14 protein-coding genes are annotated in these 16,798 nt (G+C 67.6%); 7 read left to right on the top strand and 7 right to left on the bottom strand.

Translation table 11 applies throughout. From position 1 onward, the window contains the following. Window positions 1-40: 40 nt before the first annotated feature. Window positions 41-1,063 carry an ABC transporter substrate-binding protein gene (locus MUU56_RS19255; protein ID WP_244768907.1) on the bottom strand — a complete coding sequence of 341 codons (1,023 nt, stop codon included), beginning with the start codon at window positions 1,061-1,063 and terminating at the stop codon, window positions 41-43. A gap of 233 nt (window positions 1,064-1,296) precedes the next feature. Between MUU56_RS19255 and MUU56_RS19250 the strand changes: the two genes are divergently transcribed. Then, window positions 1,297-2,037: a response regulator gene (locus MUU56_RS19250; RefSeq protein WP_244768906.1), complete on the top strand. Its 741-nt coding sequence runs from the start codon at window positions 1,297-1,299 to the stop codon at window positions 2,035-2,037. Next, window positions 2,034-4,151: an ATP-binding protein gene (locus MUU56_RS19245; RefSeq protein WP_244768905.1), complete on the top strand. Its 2,118-nt coding sequence runs from the start codon at window positions 2,034-2,036 to the stop codon at window positions 4,149-4,151. The genes MUU56_RS19250 and MUU56_RS19245 overlap by 4 nt, the downstream gene beginning before the upstream one ends. Before the next feature lie 323 nt (window positions 4,152-4,474). Here MUU56_RS19245 and MUU56_RS19240 read toward each other — a convergent pair whose 3' ends face one another. From MUU56_RS19240 to MUU56_RS19225, 4 genes are all read right to left on the bottom strand, one after another. Beyond that, window positions 4,475-5,506: an acyltransferase family protein gene (locus MUU56_RS19240; RefSeq protein WP_244768904.1), complete on the bottom strand. Its 1,032-nt coding sequence runs from the start codon at window positions 5,504-5,506 to the stop codon at window positions 4,475-4,477. Continuing rightward, window positions 5,503-6,780, bottom strand: coding sequence for an O-antigen ligase family protein (locus MUU56_RS19235; RefSeq protein WP_244768903.1), 1,278 nt, complete (start codon window positions 6,778-6,780; stop codon window positions 5,503-5,505). Before MUU56_RS19235 ends, MUU56_RS19240 begins: the two co-directional genes overlap by 4 nt. 7 nt (window positions 6,781-6,787) lie before the next feature. Next, window positions 6,788-8,011 (bottom strand): polysaccharide biosynthesis/export family protein, encoded by a 1,224-nt coding sequence (locus tag MUU56_RS19230; RefSeq protein ID WP_398432615.1) that lies wholly within the window; start codon window positions 8,009-8,011, stop codon window positions 6,788-6,790. A gap of 104 nt (window positions 8,012-8,115) precedes the next feature. Continuing rightward, window positions 8,116-8,793, bottom strand: a complete 678-nt coding sequence (locus tag MUU56_RS19225; RefSeq protein ID WP_244768901.1) for a sugar transferase — start codon at window positions 8,791-8,793, stop codon at window positions 8,116-8,118. A 715-nt stretch (window positions 8,794-9,508) separates the two neighbouring features. On the opposite strand from MUU56_RS19225, the gene MUU56_RS19220 reads away from it, so the two are divergent. After that, entirely contained in the window at window positions 9,509-9,799 is a 291-nt protein-coding gene (locus tag MUU56_RS19220; protein ID WP_244769141.1) for an exopolysaccharide production repressor protein, read from the top strand. 100 nt (window positions 9,800-9,899) lie between these two features. Beyond that, a complete protein-coding gene (locus MUU56_RS19215; protein WP_398432570.1) occupies window positions 9,900-10,895 on the top strand; it encodes a glycosyltransferase family 2 protein in 996 nt (331 codons plus the stop codon). A gap of 24 nt (window positions 10,896-10,919) precedes the next feature. Here MUU56_RS19215 and MUU56_RS19210 read toward each other — a convergent pair whose 3' ends face one another. Together MUU56_RS19210 and MUU56_RS19205 are read right to left on the bottom strand one after the other, a co-directional pair. After that, window positions 10,920-11,882, bottom strand: a complete 963-nt coding sequence (locus tag MUU56_RS19210; protein WP_244768899.1) for a polysaccharide pyruvyl transferase family protein — start codon at window positions 11,880-11,882, stop codon at window positions 10,920-10,922. Between the two features lie 63 nt (window positions 11,883-11,945). Next, window positions 11,946-12,905 (bottom strand): glycosyltransferase family 2 protein, encoded by a 960-nt coding sequence (locus tag MUU56_RS19205; protein ID WP_244768898.1) that lies wholly within the window; start codon window positions 12,903-12,905, stop codon window positions 11,946-11,948. Window positions 12,906-13,027: 122 nt separating this feature from the next. Between MUU56_RS19205 and MUU56_RS19200 the strand changes: the two genes are divergently transcribed. The 3 genes from MUU56_RS19200 (at window position 13,028) to exoK (ending at window position 16,787) form a co-directional block, all read left to right on the top strand. Next, window positions 13,028-14,500, top strand: a complete 1,473-nt coding sequence (locus MUU56_RS19200) for a lipopolysaccharide biosynthesis protein (protein ID WP_244768897.1) — start codon at window positions 13,028-13,030, stop codon at window positions 14,498-14,500. Window positions 14,501-14,853: 353 nt separating this feature from the next. Beyond that, window positions 14,854-15,996, top strand: coding sequence for an acyltransferase family protein (locus MUU56_RS19195; protein ID WP_284219589.1), 1,143 nt, complete (start codon window positions 14,854-14,856; stop codon window positions 15,994-15,996). Between the two features lie 5 nt (window positions 15,997-16,001). Then, complete coding sequence (exoK, locus tag MUU56_RS19190; RefSeq protein WP_244768896.1) at window positions 16,002-16,787, top strand: endo-1,3-1,4-beta-glycanase ExoK; 786 nt, start codon at window positions 16,002-16,004, stop codon at window positions 16,785-16,787. The last annotated feature ends 11 nt before the right edge of the window (window positions 16,788-16,798 follow it).

Genomic DNA, 16,798 nt, shown 5'->3' with positions numbered 1-16,798 from the left:
CGGTCGCGATTGTCGAATAGGGGTTATTTCCGGGCCTCGATCAGTTCGTCGCGGAGACCACCGCGTCGAACCGCTCGAGCAGCCGACTTCGTTCTTCCGGCGAGCCGAAGGTGGCGAAGTCGTAATCCACCATCTTGATCAGCGAGATATCGGGGGCGGCGAGCGGCAGGCCCGCCATGGCGTTCGAAGGCACCTGGTTCTGGCCGGCGGCCGCACCCGTCGCCTGACCCTCCGGGCTCAGCGCGAAATCGACGAAGCGCTTCGCCTCCTCCACGTGCCGCGCGCCCTTGACGATGCTGACGGCGCCGATCTCGTAGCCCGTGCCCTCGCAGGGCGCGACGATGACGAGCGGGGAGCCGGCCTCCTTCTGCGTGACGGCGTCGTGCATGAAGGAAATGCCGATCAGCACCTCGCCGCGCGCCGCGGCCTTGACCGGCGCGGAGCCCGATGACGTGTAGCGCTCGATGTTGCGGTTGAGCGCGGCCAGATAGCGGAAGGCCTCCTCCTCGCCGAAAAGCTGCACCAGCGTCGCCAGTGTCGTGAACGCGGTGCCGGAGGAGTTCGGATTGCCGCTCTGGATGCGGCCGCGATAGGCGATGTCCGTCAGGTCCTTCCAGCAGGTCGGCGCCGGCAGCTTTGCCGCGCGCAGCAGGTCGGCATTGTAGGCGAAGCCCAGCGCCCCGGCATAGATGCCGGCCGAGCGGCCGCCGGACATGGCGAAGAAGTTCTGCGCCCAGGGCAGCATGTCGCGCTCATGCGCCGGCTGGTAGGGTTCCAGCAGGTTCTCCGAACCGGCTTGCAGATGCGTGTCGCCCGTGCCGCCCCACCAGACGTCGACGGTGGGCGCTGCCTTTTCCGCGCGGATCTGGTTGAGGATGTCGCCGGTGCTCCGGCGCGTCATCGCGATCTCGAGGCCCGTCTTCGCCTCGTAGGCCTTCTGCATGACGGCGCACCACGCCTCGTCCACACCGCACAGGACGGTGAGCGAGGGGGCCGTCATGCCGGCCGTGGCGGCACACAGCCAAAGGGCCGCGCCCGCGCCGAAAGCGCTGATGCCTCTCACGATGTTCCTCCCATTCGGAACGCACCGCCTGCAACGGCGGGCATCCCAATCTCCACGTTCAGGATGGCACATCCGCCGCGCACCGCAATCGAAGAATGGTTACCGTTCTTACAGCGCCGGCCTGCCCGCCCTCCCAAAGATGACAAAGGTTACAAATGTGACAAGGCCGCATAATGCGAGCCGCTTTGAACAATCATCCCGGCCTCACTATGATGGGCGCGGGAGGAAGGTATGTGTTGAACGAGAGGATACGGATTCTGATCGTCGAGGACGATCCGGACATGGCGGAGCTCATCTCCGACCTGGTGGAGGCGGAGGGCTGGATACCGGTGACCGCGCCGTCGGCGGAGGCCGCCGCGGGCGTGCTGGCGCGCGAGAGCGTGCATCTCGTGCTCGTCGACCATAACCTGCCCGGCATTTCCGGCAGGGTGTTCGCCCAGCGCCTGCGCGCGCAGACCAATATCGGCATCGTCATGGTGACGGCGGCGGGCAGCGCCGCCGACCGCGTGCTGGGGCTGGAGACGGCGGCGGACGACTATGTCGTCAAGCCCTTCGAACCGATCGAGCTGACGGCGCGCATCAAGGCCGTGCTGCGCCGCACGATTCCCTCGCTGAAGCCCGAGCGGGACAGCGAGCGCGAGCACGAACCGGCGTCCCTGAAGCTCGGCGACTGGTCGGTGGACCTTGCGAACCGCCGCGCCGTCTGCCGCACCGATCCCGCAAAGTCGCTGACCGGCGCCGAATTCGCCCTGCTCGAAATCCTCGCCGAGACGCCGAACATCCCGGTCAGCCGCGCGCATATCCTCGACCGGCTCGGCGCGGAGAGCGACCGCTACATCGACCGCAACGTCGACGTGCTGGTGCTGCGCCTGCGCCGCAAGATCGAGCGCAACCCGGACCTGCCGCGCCATATCAAGACGCGGCGCGGCAAGGGCTACGTGCTCGACACAGACGATGGCGAGCTTTCACCGTGATCAGCCGCCCCTTCCTCTCCTCGATCGCCTTCCGCCTGCCGTTTGCGATCGTCTTCATCTGCGTGCTCGTCTTCAGCCTGTCGACCATCGCCATCTACGGCCTGCAGCGGGCACGCGAGGAGATGGCGAGCTACGGCCTGCAGGCCTTTTCGAGCCTCGCCAAGGCCTCGCTCGTCTCGCGCCAGGTTTCCGACCTCGTCTCCAGCGCCCCCTTCCTGATGAACGCCACCTCGCCCTACCGGGTCTCCAGCGAAAGCCGCTCGGTGGTCGCGCAGGTCGATACGCTGCTGCGCACCATGGCGCCGGAAAGCGGGGCGGCGGCCGTGAAGGGTCTTGCCAGCACCCGCATCGTCGAGCTGCTGGAGACGATCCGCACGCAGACCATGATGCTTGCGGGCGATGCGGACAGCGCCCAGCAGCACAAGGCCGAGGCCGCCGCCGCGCTCGGCGAGATCGCCACGGGCAGCGGCATCGCCGACACCGATTTCCGCCGGCGGCTGAACGCCATCGTGCAGTCGGCCTCCAATTCCGACAGCCTGTTCCAGCTCGGGGAACTGCGCCGCCGCTATGTTGCCGAAACCGCGCCGCGCCTTGTGCGCGCCGCCCCAAACGGGTTTTCCGCCGCCGAGTTCGCCCCCTATGAGCGCGTCTTCGAGGCGCAGACCCGCTACCTCCTCGAAATGTTCGCCATCCGCGCCGCCGTCTCGCGGCTGCATTCCGTCTCGCGCGATCTCTCGCACGCCACGGAGACCCAGAGCGAGGCGGTCGCCCGCGGCCTCAACGACGATCTCGTCTCGACCTCCGATGCGCTGAGCCGCCTGCTCGTCATCGTCGCCTTCGCCGCGCTGCTCGTGCTCGTCATGGCGATCTTCTCCATCCGCTCCGTCATGCGCGTCTCGCGCGGCATCGTCGCGCTGTCGAACGGCATGAACGCGCTGGCGGAAGGGCGCAAGGACGTCGATGCCCCGCGCTATGACGGCACGGAAACCGAGCTGGTGCGGCTGCTGGAGGCCTTCCGCGCCTTCCGCGAGAGCGTCGAGCGCGTCTCGCGGCTGCGGCGCACCGCCGAGGCCGCCGCGCGCACCATCCGCTCCACCTTCCGCACCATGAACGAGGGCATCGCGCTGTTCGATCCGCGCGGCAAGCCGATCACCATGAACCGCCGCGTCATCGAGCTCGTCGGCTGGTCGGGCTCGGCGCGCAAACTGCCGGTGCGCAAATTCGTCGCCCCGATCCCCGAGATCGACCCGATGTTGCTGCCGGCCGAAAGCGAGGCGGGCGCGCTCGAGGATCGCTCCGTGCTGCGCCATCGCTCCGCGGCGGGGCGGGTGACGGAGGTCTCGCTGTCGCGCCAGCCGGACGGCGGCATCGTGCTGCTTGCGCGCGACGTCACCGATATCGACCGGCAGGAGGCGGAGGCGGCCAAGATCCAGCGCCTCGACGGCATCATGCGCATGACGCACCAGGTGAGCCACGAAGTCGGCAACATGATCGGCATCATCACCGGCAGCCTCGGTCTCCTGGAGCGCGAGACCGGCTTCAACGACCGGCAGAAGCGGCATCTCGCCCGCATCCGCAAGGCGGCCGACCGGGGCCGGTCGCTGGCCGGCAGCATGCTCTCCATCGGCAGCCAGCAGCCGATCCATCCGGGCGCGGTGGAAATCGGCGCGCTGCTGCGCGGCATGGCGGACGTGCTGGAAATCGCCGTCGGCGAGAAGTGCCGGCTCGTCTTCGACATTGCCGAAGGCCTGCCGGCGGTGCTGCTCGATGCAGCGCTGTTCGAGCAATCCATCCTCAACCTCTGCCTCAATGCCGCAGCCGCCATGCCGTCGGGCGGGACGATCCTCATCCGCTGCCTCGGCGGCGGGGCCGGCGTCGTGGTGTCGGTGGCCGACGAGGGAATCGGCATGTCGCCGGAAGCCGCCGACAAAGCCTTCGAGCCTTACTTCACCACACGCGACGAGGAAGGCGGCGCCGGCCTCGGCCTTGCCGTGGTCTACGGCTTCGTGCGCCAGAGCGGCGGCGACGCCCGCATCCTCTCGGCACCGGGACGGGGCACGGAGGTGGAACTCACCTTTCCACCGCTCGGGCCGGAGGGCAATCGCCCGGCGTGAAGTCCCCTCCCCAACCCCCGTGCCGGGCGCGTAATCCGCGGTATCCCCTGCACCTGAAATACGAGCGTCCGACCTTCTCCCCCTGAGAGCAAGACAATGGCATGTGGAATTCGGCATTGCCTCCTTCCCCTTCTCCCCCGCGGGGAGAAGGTGGCCCGAAGGGCCGGATGAGGGGGTGGCTCGGACGGATCACTTACGCCTTCGACCTCCCCCTCATCCGCCTGCCGGCACCTTCTCCCCGCGGGGGAGAAGGGGAGAACGGCAACGGTTTCCTTCCAAAGCGGGAGATGCCGTCAGGCAGAACGGGCTCATGGACGGATGCGTTATCCCTCGGCGGCGACTGCCTTGCGGGCGACCTCTGGGCGGCGCTTTCCGGAAAACCCGCGCAGCAGCGGGCGCTCGATGAGGCGGTAGCCGGCAAGGCCGGCAAGGAGGCCGGCGAGGACAGAGGCGAGGAAGACGAGCGCCGGCGCCAGGCCGAGCATCGTTCCCGCCTTCGCCACGACCGAGATGGCGAAGGTGTGCCAGAGATAGATCGAATAGGAGGCATCGCCGAGGAGCGCGGGAAGCCGCAGGTGCGGCACGCCGCCTTCCCGCTCCAGCGCCGCGGTGCCGTAGACGAGCATGGCCGCGAGCGGGCCGCAGGTCCATTCGTCGAAGGGCAGCCGCAGGAGGCCGATCACGGCGAAGCCGGCGAGCGACAGGACGACGAGCGCAAGGCCGAGCCCCCGGCCGCGCACCCGCCCGGCGAGCCACAGCCGGCCGATCAGCATGCCCGCCACGAATTCCAGGATGATCGGCCGGGTATAGGTGACGAAGAGCGGGTTCTCGCTCGTCACCGCGAGGCCGAGCGCCACGAGGGCGAGGAAGATCGCGGCGACGGCGGCAAGCCTCATGCGCGCGGGCAGGAGCAGGCAGGCGGCGAAGACGGCGTAGAAGAAGAGTTCGTAATTGAGCGTCCAGCCCTGGACGAGGACCGGCCAGACCTCCCCGCTGCTCGGCGAGGGCAAGGGCACGAAGAACAGCGAGGCGAGGAGGTGGAGTGCCGTCAGCACGAGATTGGGGAAGAGGCCGAGCAGCGCGCCCGCCGCCATCACGCCGGTCGCCAGCCAGTAGACGGGCACGATGCGGCGCAGCCGCTCGGCGAGGAAACGGCCGGGCGAGACCGGCCGCCGCGCGACGATCACCCACATGATGAAGCCGCTGATGACGAAGAAGACGTCGACCCCCGCCGCGCCGATCGCCAGCGCATGGCCGCTGCGCTCGCCGGCATGGAAGAAGACGACCGCGAGCGCGGCGAGCGCCCGCAGGTACTGGATGCCGTAGAGCGTCGCCGGCCGGCTTTCCTGCGTCATGGACGGACCGTCCCTTCTGCGCGCAGCGGCAGCCTGACGCGGTAGACCGGCTGCCCCCTTCGGGCGCGGCGGGCATCGGCCAGCTTGCCGGCGGCGAAATAGAGCAGGAACGAGCCGACGTGATAGGGATTGAGGATGTCGATCTCGACGAAGGTGCGCACCGCGAGCAGCGCCGCCACGGTGAAGAGGACCAGCGCCTCCAGGTCGTGCGCCGCCGAGAGGAGCCGGTGGAGATGGCCGGCCAGCGCGGCGAGCAGCACCATCGACAGCAAGAGGCAGCCGATCAGCCCGGTCTCCACCGTCGCGGCGATGAAGGTGTTGTGGAAATGGAAGCCCGAGCGGGTGCCGATGAAGAAGGCGGCCCACAGCCGCTCGGCCTCGGCAAAACCCTGCACCCAGAAGGCCTGGTAGCCGATACCGACGAAGGGCGCGGCCGCGGCCGTCTCGATGCCCTGCTGCCAGAGATAGGTGCGCCCCGTCAGCGTCGCATCCTTGCCGAAGGCGCCGAGCACCAGCGCATAGCCGCCGCCATAGGCACCGGCGAGGAGCACGAGGACGGCGAAGACGGCAAGCACGAGAAACAGCATCTTGCGGTGCGCCGGCGCCAGCCATTCCAGCGCCTTCAGCCCGAGGCAGAGGCCCGCGACAGCGGCGGTCGTCAGCACCGAGGTCGCCGATTGCGAGGCTTTCAGGCAGTAGAGCGCGACGGCCACGCAGACGAGGGCGACGAGCTTCCACGCCCCGCGCTCGGCCCCGAGGAAGAGCGCGGCGAAGGCGAAGAGCACGGCGAGCGAGGCGTAGAAGCCGAGCTGGTTCTTGGAGGCGAAGGCGCCGACGAAGCTGTAGGTGCCGTCGAGCGGATCGAGATGATAGACGCCGAAGACGAGCGAATAACACAAAACGAGCGCCGTGCCGGCAAGGCCGCCGCGCACCAGCGTGCGCGTGTCGACGACGCGCATGGCGATCAGCGCGCAGACGACATGGGAGAGATATTGCACGCCCGCGCGGGCGGTGACGCCTGGCGCCTGCGACCAGAAGACGGAGAGGCACGCGAAGACGGCGAAGGCGAAGATCCAGCCGTAGCGCGCATAATTGCCGAGCACCCGCCGGTAATCGACGATGACCAGCGGCAGCCACAGCGCGTAATAGGCGAGGATCGACACCTGGCCGAAGCGGAAGGAATAGGCGAAGACGAAGAAGGACAGCGCGACGGCGGTCGCGGCATAGGCCGTGTTGGCCCCGGGGTCGATCAGGCTTGCCTTGGCGATCCGCATGGCCGGCTCACTGCGTCTTCAGGCTCAGCCCCACCTTGACGACATCGCCCGGCAGGACCGGCGTCGTCTCGGTGGCGGCGATCTCTTCGGCCTTGCCCTTCACCGTGCGCAGGATCGAATAGGCGATGTTGGCGGAGGAGAGCCCGTCCTTGAAGGCGGCCGCATCGGCCGATTGCATCAGCGCCTCCGACATCAGGCTGCGGCTCGTGCCGAGCTTCAGGGCCAGCGTGTCGAGCTCCTGCTCGGTGTTCTGCAATTCCTGGGCAAGCTGCGCGTCCCAGTCGTTCGTGAGGTTGGTCTCGTCCTGCGTGGCCTTGTTGATGTCCTGCTTGGCCTTCAGCGAGGCGGTGTCGATGTCCAGCAGGGCGGCCTGCAGGTCGGCGGTGCGCTGCTCCAGCGCCAGCCGCCGGGAGCTGATCGCAAGGCCCTTTTCGGCGAGCGTGTCGACCTTGTCGAGATCGGCCTGGACGAGTTCGAGCTGCCGCGTCTGGGTCTGCGATTTCTTGGCGAGGGCGTCGATCTCGGTGCCCAGCAGGGATTTCAGATCGGCGAGCGCCGTCAATTGCAGGCGCAGGCGCTTCTCCCGCGAGACCATCAGCGCCTTCTCGCTCTCCATCAGCGCGCGCGCCTCCTCGGTATCGCCGAGCTCCTTCGGCATGGCGATGCCCTTGGCGTTGTTCATCTCCGCGTGGATGCGGGCGCGGCGGACCAGCAGGCGGTTGCGCTCGGCAAGGAAGACGGCCGCCTCGCCTTCGGAGCGCAGGAAATCCCGCGTGAAGCGCTGGCCGGCATCGGCGCGGCGCAGGCCGCCGCCGAAGCTGACGGCCTTCAGCACCGTCAGTCCCGGCGCATAGGGATAGGCGCCCGGCGTCTGCACCTCGCCGGCAAGATAGACCGGCCGGTATTCGGCGATCTCCACCGAGGCGGACGGGCGGTCGCGCAGGCCGAAGAGGACCTGCATCTTCTGGCCGATCTCCTCGGCAAGCTCGCCGGTGGTGCGGCCGTCCGCCGGCAGCGGGCCGAGGAACGGCACGGAAACCGCCCCGTCCGCCCCGACGCTGTAGTCGCCGCTGACGGCGCTCCAGTCGCGGATCGCGCCCTCGGCGGTCTGCCATTCCGCCACGCGGATGCGCAGCTTGTCCATCACCCCGAGCCGGTATTCGCCGACCTGTGCACCTGCCGGGCCGGCGATGAGGAGAAGCGCGAGGCAGAGCGCCGTGCGCGCCTTCATGGGAAAAGCGGCCGCGGCGAACGCCGCGTTCGGTGTCTTCGTCTTCATGGAAACCCCTGTCTTCCGGGCGTCCCGCAGCCGGGGCCGCGGGCGCGTCTTCCGGATCAATAGCTGCCGCGCGAAAGGCAGACGGCCGGGATGGTACGGGCGACGATCATGAGATCGCTCACCAGCGACCAGTTGCGGACATAATGCGTGTCGAAGGCGACGCGCGCCGCATAGGACACATCGTTGCGCCCGCTGACCTGCCAGAGACCGGTGAGGCCGGGGCGGGTCTGGAGATAGTAGATGGCGGAGGCCTCGTAGAGCTCCAGCTCGTCCTCGACCACCGGGCGCGGCCCGACGAGGCTCATCTCGCCGCGCAGGATGTTGAAGAGCTGCGGCAGCTCATCGAGGCTGAGCTTGCGCAACACGGTGCCGACGAGGGTCACCCGCGGATCGTATTGCAGCTTGCGGGCGGTGCGCCACTCCTCATAGGCGGCCGGATTGTCCTTCAGATACTGCTGCAGGATGGCATCGCCGTTTTCCGCCATGGTGCGGAATTTCAGGCAGCGGAAGGTCGTGCCGTTATAGCCGATGCGGCGATGGCCGTAGAAGACGCTGCCGCCGTCGGAGAATTTCACCAGCGCCATGATCATCAGGAAGATGGGGCTGATGACGATGATGGCGCCGAGCGCCACCAGGATGTCGAAGCTTCGTTTCGATATTCCCCCCACCGGCGGCGCGCCGGTTGCAAACGAACTGAAATACGGCGAACTGGCCGATCGTGTCGCGGACTTCATAGAGATGGCTCCACTTGGATTTGCGATAGGGTCGGTCCCCTCGGACGCGTCCCGTCATCCAATGCGGACTGTGTGGTCACAGTTTGTTTTTTGAAATGTGAAGCCGTGGACAAGGGCGATGCACTCGAATTTAAGAAATTCTTTATGTGCTAAATTGAAGTTCTGTTATGTTCATCCAGGTTCAATGGCAAGCTTTTTCGCTGCGGTAAGGCCATGGCACTTCTGCGGTTTTACCTTGAAAGTTTCAGCATCACTTCTTTTGATGAATCACAAGCCGATGAATTACGGTTCATTCCCGGAATCCTCTGCGGCAGATTGCAAAACTCGCGATAATATACATGGAAACCGCGAATTATTTTGCATCGCAATATTATTTTTGCAACGCACAGTTTCCGGCAAAGAAGCGTTGAATCGGTAATAAAATTTGATCCGCCGCGCCCTTCCTTCGCAACCCCGCGGATAGGCTGGCGGCGGGATAACCCGCATGCGGCGTGGACCATGTCCCGATTGAGGCAGGAACAAGGCAACGAATCGGGCGCTGCGGCGTTTAACGGAAGCGCAAGGTCGCCGGGCTAGGGTGGAGCCGATGTGGGCGCCTGCGCGGCTCTTGCCGTTGATTGCACCGGTGGAAACACACTATAGTGCCCCACAGCCTGCGAGGAGAAGGCGGATTCCAACGATGAAACGCGTGCCGGACAAAAAGTGGCGGGACAGCATGGCCTATGCGCCACGCTTCTTCCTCAGCATGGCCATCGCGCTCGTCGCCTTTGCCGTGGTGACCTATCTTTCCACCGGCTCGCTCGCCACCACCGCCCTCCAGACGTTCCTCTGCGCCGTCCTCATCCAGATCGGCTATTTCCTCACCACCCTCTTCCTGGTCTGGCGCGCGGCCCGGGAGCGCCGGCAGGGGATTGGCCCCGGCACGCCGGACGCCGACAAGACCCGGGATGCGGCGAAGAGCAAGGTCCCCGTTTCGATGAACGAGCCCGGCCACTCCAAGCCCTGATCGCCGCGTCCTCGCGCGGGCCGTTTTTGTGCCCTTTTCCCCTTTCATGCTGCATTGCAGCGCGGGCAGGCCGCGCCATGGTTCAACGCGTGAGGGGGGTATGCTCATGGCCCGGGAAGAAACGGTCTGCGTCATCATTGCCGCGAAGAATGCCGAGCAGACGATCGGACGGGCCGTCGGCTCGGCCCTTGCGCAGCCGGAAGTGGCCGAGGTCGTGGTGGTGGACGACGGGTCGGACGACCGTACCATGGCGGCCGCCGCCGCCGCGAACGATGCGAGCGGCCGGCTGGAGATCCTGGGCTTCACCCGGAACCGCGGGCCTTCGGCGGCCCGCAACCGGGCGATCGCCGTGTCCCGCGCACCGCTGATCGCCATTCTCGATGCGGACGACGTCTTCTTCCCCGGCCGTTTTCGCCAGATGCTCGCCTGCCCGGACTGGGATTTCATCGCCGACAACATCGCCTTCATGGCCGAAGCCGAACCGCTCTGCCAGCCGGCACGGTTCGCGCCGCGCCCGCGCCGCCTCGATCTCAAGGCCTTCGTGCTCGGCAACATCTCCCGCCGCGGCGCGCCGCGCGGCGAACTGGGCTTCCTGAAACCGGTCATGCGCCGCGCCTTTCTCGATGCGCACGGGCTGCGCTACCGCGAGGAGATGCGGCTTGGCGAGGACTACGAGCTCTATGTGCGGGCGCTGGCGAACGGCGCGCGCTATACGGTGATCGAGAGCTGCGGCTACGGCGCCTTGGTGCGCGAGAACTCGCTCAGCGGTCGGCACCGCACGGAGGACCTGGCGGCGCTGCATGCCGCCGAACGCGCCATCCTGGCGACGGGCGGCATCCCCCCCGAGGCGCTTCCCGTCCTGCGCCGGCACTGCCGCCAGATCGGCAACCGGCATGCCCTGCGCCACTTTCTCGACCGCAAGCGGGAGAATGGCGCCGGGGCGGCCCTCTCCTACGCCTTCGGCAACCCCGCCGCCCTGCCGGCCATTGCCGGCGGCATCCTGCGCGACAAGGCGGAGGCCGCCTACCGGCGCTTCCGCCCGCGGGTCCCGGCCGAGGCGGGCCTGCGCTACCTGCTGCCCGCCGAGCCGGTCTGACGGGACCGGCCGGCATCGCGGGACTTACAGGTAGTCGCGCCGCACGCCTTCCAGCACGTCGTAGAGCTGCGCCTTGCGCGCGGCAAGGCGCACATCGGCGCTGAGCTGCGGTTCGGTGCGGCTCGCCTGCCAGAGCGCCAGCGTCGAGGGGGCGGCGAGCACCTGCTTGGCCGCGAGGCGAAGGCCCGTGCCGGATGGCGCACGGACGGCCTCGGCCACCGCAACATCCCCTGCCTGCCTGGACCCCGCCTGCCCGGGCTCCGGCCGCACGACACGGCGTCCCTCGTAGTCCACACCCCAGAAGCGGGCGCCCTTGACGATGGCCTCGGCGCGGCTGGAGATCGGCACGCGCCGCGGCCGGTGTTCCACGCCGACCGTCGCCGCCCAGTCGCGCCATTTGAAGCTGTTGATGCTGTCCGACGTGCTGACGGCCACCCAGGGCACGCGGAAGGCGTCGGCGAGAATGGCGCCGTGCATGGATTCGGCGACGATCCGCTCGGACTGCGCGATCGCCCGGATCACGGCCTTCGCCTCGCCGCGCGGATCGATATAGTTGAGGCCCGCCGTGGCGCAGACGGCCGGCCACAGGCCCGCCACCGCCGATTCCCAATGGGGCACGAAGCTGCAGCCATGGCGCTTCGGCAGGTTCGAAAATTCCGGCATTTCGGCCACCAGCACCGCAGGGTCGACGATGCCCAGTGTCTCCGGCACGCCGACCTTTCCCGCCGTCAGCGGCCCGCGCACTGAGCGGATGTCCCAGAGGCTTTCATCCCGCATGTCCGGCAGCACGCCGTAGCCGAAGCCGCTGCCGATGACGAGCTTGCGCCCCGCCTCGGGCAGCAGCGCCTTGTTCAGCACCGTGCCGACGCCGACGAGCAGCACGTCGGGATGGACGGTGCGAAAGCCCGGCAGCAGGAAATCCCAGAGCCAGAGATTGAGGTCGTCGCCGAAATTGCCGTGCTGCGATTCCCAGTAATAGGGCTTCATGTCCACCTCCTTGGAAGAGCGGGGCGCAAGGGACCGGGCGTTCCCGCCCGGCGCGAAAAGGGTTCAGCGGGAGACCTTGCCGACGGCGAGCGCGAAGGCGCTGGCGATCAGCCGCGGATCGCGCAGTGCCCAGCGGGCGAGCATGTCGAACTGCGGCAGCTTGCGCCGCTTGACGCGCCGCGCCTGGCCCCAGAGCGCCTGGCGCCGGGCCGTCTGCTTGTAGGCGCGCAGCGAGGCGACCTCCGCCGGCCGCTCGGTGAAGCGCGTCTCCAGCCGGTCGAGCGCCAGCCAGGTGTTGAACTGCTGGCGCAGGAACTGCGGGGAATCGTTGTCGACGCCGTGGAAGATATTGACCCCCTCCCCGCGCACGGCCCCCGCCTCCGCACCGAGCACGACGCGTCTGGCCGCCAGCACGCAATCGCAGAAGAACAGCACGTCCTCGGCGGCAAGCCGCAGCGCCGCGTCGAAGCGCACCCGCTCGATCAGCGGCCGGCCGATGACCATCGCGGAGAGGTGCAGGAAGCTCCAGTTCTTCAGCATGACCTGCGTCAGGCCGGGGATCTCGATGAGGAGCGGATCCTCCGCGAGCCGCACCGCGGCCTCGCTCTCCAACAGATCGGCGACGCCGAAATGATAGTAGAACGCATCGCCCCCGGTGATGGAGGCAAAGTAGCAATCGGCCCCGTAGCGGGTCATCGCCGCATGGGCGCGGGCAAGGTGCCCGGGGGCGAAGGTGTCGTCCGAATCGAGGAAGGCGACGAACCCGGTCTCCGGCGCGACATGGTCGAGCCCGGTGTTGCGCGCCCCGCCCGGCCCGGCATTCTCCTGCCGCAGGATGCGCACGCGCGCCTGCTCTTCCGGTAAAAGCGCGATGATGTCGCCATCGGCCGGATACGGCGATTCGTCATCGACGACGATCACGTCGAAATCATTGAAATCTTGGGCAAAAACAGACCTGAGCGCACGCCCCAGGATGCCCGGCTCCTTCTGGTAGAAGGGGATGATAACTGTCAGCTTCGCCATCTTTTCGTCCCTGTGGTTTCTCTAGAAAGAGTTTCGCATGGTCTCCTCCCACGGGGGCGCGGCCGTTTCCGGCGCAGGCATTTCGTCGTCGCCAGGGCTCCTTTTTCGAGCAGGTATCCGCCATGTCCCAGCAGGTGAACGCGAAGTCGGTGACGCGAAACGTCGGCTGGAGCGTCCTATCCAAGACAAGCACATTCGGGCTTAAATTTGTCACGGTGCCCATTCTCGCCCGGCTGCTTTCGCCCGAGGAATTCGGCGCGGTGGCCGTTGCGCTGGCCCTCGTGCAGTTCCTGGCGATGATCGGCGGGGCGGGCCTCGCCTCGGCCCTCATCCTCGAACCGCGGGAAGACGAGGAGACGATCCACTCGGTGTTCTGGGCCAATCTGGCACTCTCCTTCCTGATGGCGGCGGGGCTGTTTTTCTGGGCCGAGCCGCTGGCCGGCTGGCTCGGCGCGGCCGATGCCGCCCCGCTGCTCCGCCTGATGAGCCTGCTCGTTCCGCTGCAGCTGGCCGGCGACGTCGCCTATGCCCTCGTCGCCCGGCGCATGCAGTTCAGCAAGGATGCGCTGTGGAGCATGATGTCCGAATCGCTGGCGGCGATCGCCGCGGTCGCGCTGGCGATCGCCGGCTTCGGCGTCGTCGCGCTGGTCATCCAGCTCTTCGTGGCGGGCGTCGTGCGGCTGGCCGGCCTGTTCTTCGTCTCGCGCTACCTGCCGCGCCTTCGCTTCCGCCTTGGGGAGGTGACGCGGCTCGCGCGCTTCAGCCTCGGGCTGATGGGCTCGGAGATCGCCAATTTCGTCACCTTCCAGTCGCCGATGGTCGTCATCTCGCGCTTCCTGGGACTGGCGGAGGCCGGGGCCTATTCCGCGGCGAACCGCTTTTCCAGCATTCCCAACCAGGTGGTGCTGTCCGCCGTCATGGGCGTGCTGTTTCCCGCCTTCAGCGCGATGATGCATGATCGCGAACGCCGCTCGCAGGCGCTGATGCTCTCCACGCAGGTGACGACCCTCTTGCTCGCGCCGATGATGTTCGGCCTGTGGGCGCTCGCCGAACCCGCCATGTTCCTGCTGTTCGGCCCGCAATGGGCGGCCGCCTGGCCGGTGCTCGGCCTGCTCGCGCTGTCGAAGGGCATCCTGACGCCCTGCAGCACCTTCATCCCCTATCTGAAGGGCGCCGGCCATGGCGGCGCGCTCTTCCGCTGGGCGGTCGGCCGCGCCGTCGTTACCACCGCCGCCGTCGCCTATGGCGCCTATGAGGGCACGCTGGTCGCGGCGATGACGGCGCTCTGCATTGTCAACGCGCTCGTGCTGGTCGGTTATTCCAGGCTGGTGTTCAGCGCCGACGGCACGCCGTTCCTCTCCGGCTTCCTGCGCGCGGTGCGGCCGATGCTGATGGCCGCGCTGATGGCGCTTGCCGTGCGCTACGCCCTCGACCACGTCCTCGCCCCGCGGCTGCCGGCCACCCTGCAGCTTGCCGCCGGCATCGCGCTCGGCGGCATCCTCTACGGCGTGCTGGTCCTCCTGACGGAGCGTCCGCTGCTGCGCAAGCTCATCGAGCTCGCGCGCCGGCCCAAGGCATCGCCCGCCTTGCCCTGAGGCCGCCGCATTTCGGCCCCGTCCGGCCACAATCGCGCCGGCACCGGGCCGGTCACGCATGGTCCCCGAAAAAAACTTCACAGGTCGCTGCACCCCATAATTGCAGGCAGATCAGTATATTCGAATAGGCTTCAAAGAATTGATGCCCCGGCGCTTGGTCTTGCCGGACGGCGCCCCGAACTCCCCTTCCGCCCGCCGCGCCGAACCTGTCGTTATGCTGCAATGCAACCTTCCATTCACGCGATTTTGTTGCGCTGCCATATTTTTTTCCGTCCCGTCACCCAGACTCCGCTTCGTAGGCTCGAGTCTGCTCTTGTTTGAACGGCCGCTTGGGGGAGCGGCACACCAGAGGGGTGACGGACACCGTGGATATCGACGCGACCGTTTCACAGCGCATCAACCTGATGCGCATCGTGCTGATCAGCGGCATCATCCTCGTGCATGTGCCCTATGATCCCGCGACCAGCCCCTATGCCGGGCAGTTCGGCGGCTTCGACTGGCTGCGCGTCTTCCTCGGCGACAGCCTGTTTCGGATCGGCGTTCCCTGCCTCAGCGCGATTTCCGGCTACCTGCTCTTCCAGCGCGGGTTTGCGGGGTTCGACTATCGCAGGACGCTCCGCACCAAGGCCTCGACGATCCTCGTGCCGTTCCTCCTGTGGAACACGGCCTTCCTTCTCCTCGTGCTGGCGGCGCAGTCGCGCGGCATCGGCTTCGGCTACCTGCCGGACGTCCTGAACGCCACGCCGCGCGAATGGATGAACCTTTCCTTCGCCATCGAGGCCTGGCCGGTCAACATCCCGCTCTATTTCCTGCGCGACCTCCTTCTCTGCCTTCTCCTCTCGCCGCTCATCGCCATCGCCGTGCTGCGCTATCCGCGCACCGTGCTCGCGCTGATGCTGGCCTATGCGGTGCTGCCGCTGCCGAACGGCATCTTCCTGAAGAAATCCATCCTGTTCGGCTTCAGCTTCGGCGTCTGCGCCGCACTGCATCGCGTCGACATCCGCCGCCTCGACCGCTTCGCCGTGCCGCTCGTCCTCGCCGTGCTCACCATGGCGGTGGCGCTGTCGCTCGTCCTCTTCGCCTTCGGCCCGCAATTCCCGGCCTGGCTGGACATGCTGCGCAGCCTGACGGCGATCGCCGGCATCTTCGGGGCCTGGGCGCTTTCCGCGCTTCTGGTGCGCACGGCGCAGGGCGCGGCGCTGGCGAAGCTCGGCGGCCTCAGCTTCTGGATCTTCTGCGCGCACTATCCGCTGCTCGTCCTGTTCTGGATGGTCTGGAACCGCCTCGGCAGCGCGGGCGACTACCCGCTCTTCTATGTCGCAAGCCCTCTGCTCGCGTTCGTCATCCTCGTTGTTAGCCATGCCGCGGCGCGGCGTTTCACGCCGTCGCTGCACGCCATCCTCACCGGCCGCCGGCTGGGCGGCCCGCGGGCGCCCACGGGCCAGCGCCAGCATCCGCCGATGGAGCCGAGCGGTTCCATCGCCCAACGGAGGTAACCGGAATGACCGCTTCCCTGAAAAACGCCCTTCGGGCCGGCGCCCTTCTTGCGGCACTCGCCGCAACCGGCCCCCTTGCCGCCCAGGAGGGCGCAAGCGGCACCTCCTTCGTCGAGGAGTTCGATACGCTCGACACGGGCTTCTGGTACGTCTCCGACGGCTGGAACAACGGCGCGCACCAGAACTGCACCTGGTCGAAGAACCAGGTCGCGGTCAGCGACGGCAAGCTGCTGCTCTCCTTCGATGCCGCGCCGGCCGGCGAGCGTGATTATGCCTGCGGCGAGGTGCAGACGCGCAAGCGCTACGGCTACGGCACCTATGAGGTGCGTATGAAGACGGCGACCGGCTCCGGCCTCAACTCGGCCTTCTTCACCTATATCGGCCCGGCCGACAAGAAACAGCACGACGAGATCGATTTCGAGGTGCTCGGCAAGGACACGTCGCGCGTCCAGCTCAACCAGTATGTCGCCGGCAAGGGCGGCAACGAGAAGCTGGTGCCGCTCCCCGCCCCGGCGGATGCCGGCTTCAACGACTATGCCTTCGTCTGGCAGAAGGGCCGGCTGCGCTACTATGTCAACGGCGCCCTCGTGCACGAGGTGACGGACCCTGCGGCACTGCCGGTAAACGCCCAGAAGGTGTTCCTCTCGCTGTGGGGCAGCGACACGCTGACCGGCTGGATGGGCCGCTTCGCCTTTGCCGGCCCGACGCGGCTTGAGGTGGAGCGCGTCGCCTTCACCGCCGAGGGCGATGCCTGCCCCTTCGCGGGCTCCGTCGCCTGCCTGCTGAACTGACCGGGACACCG

The organism is Shinella yambaruensis (assembly GCF_022899355.1).
Lineage (GTDB): Bacteria > Pseudomonadota > Alphaproteobacteria > Rhizobiales > Rhizobiaceae > Shinella > Shinella yambaruensis.
This window is presented reverse-complemented; position numbering and strand designations above follow the sequence as displayed.

Excerpts from the sequence above, each read along its gene's own strand:
- MUU56_RS19220 (WP_244769141.1), top strand. The coding sequence starts at position 9,509 with ATGGCCTATGCGCCACGCTTCTTCCTCAGCATGGCCATCGCGCTCGTC.
- MUU56_RS19230 (WP_398432615.1), bottom strand. The coding sequence starts at position 8,011 with ATGAAGGCGCGCACGGCGCTCTGCCTCGCGCTTCTCCTCATCGCCGGC.
- exoK (WP_244768896.1), top strand. The coding sequence starts at position 16,002 with ATGACCGCTTCCCTGAAAAACGCCCTTCGGGCCGGCGCCCTTCTTGCG.
- MUU56_RS19205 (WP_244768898.1), bottom strand. The coding sequence starts at position 12,905 with ATGGCGAAGCTGACAGTTATCATCCCCTTCTACCAGAAGGAGCCGGGC.
- MUU56_RS19240 (WP_244768904.1), bottom strand. The coding sequence starts at position 5,506 with ATGACGCAGGAAAGCCGGCCGGCGACGCTCTACGGCATCCAGTACCTG.
- MUU56_RS19210 (WP_244768899.1), bottom strand. The coding sequence starts at position 11,882 with ATGAAGCCCTATTACTGGGAATCGCAGCACGGCAATTTCGGCGACGAC.
- MUU56_RS19225 (WP_244768901.1), bottom strand. The coding sequence starts at position 8,793 with ATGAAGTCCGCGACACGATCGGCCAGTTCGCCGTATTTCAGTTCGTTT.
- MUU56_RS19215 (WP_398432570.1), top strand. The coding sequence starts at position 9,900 with ATGCTCATGGCCCGGGAAGAAACGGTCTGCGTCATCATTGCCGCGAAG.
- MUU56_RS19235 (WP_244768903.1), bottom strand. The coding sequence starts at position 6,780 with ATGCGGATCGCCAAGGCAAGCCTGATCGACCCCGGGGCCAACACGGCC.
- MUU56_RS19200 (WP_244768897.1), top strand. The coding sequence starts at position 13,028 with ATGTCCCAGCAGGTGAACGCGAAGTCGGTGACGCGAAACGTCGGCTGG.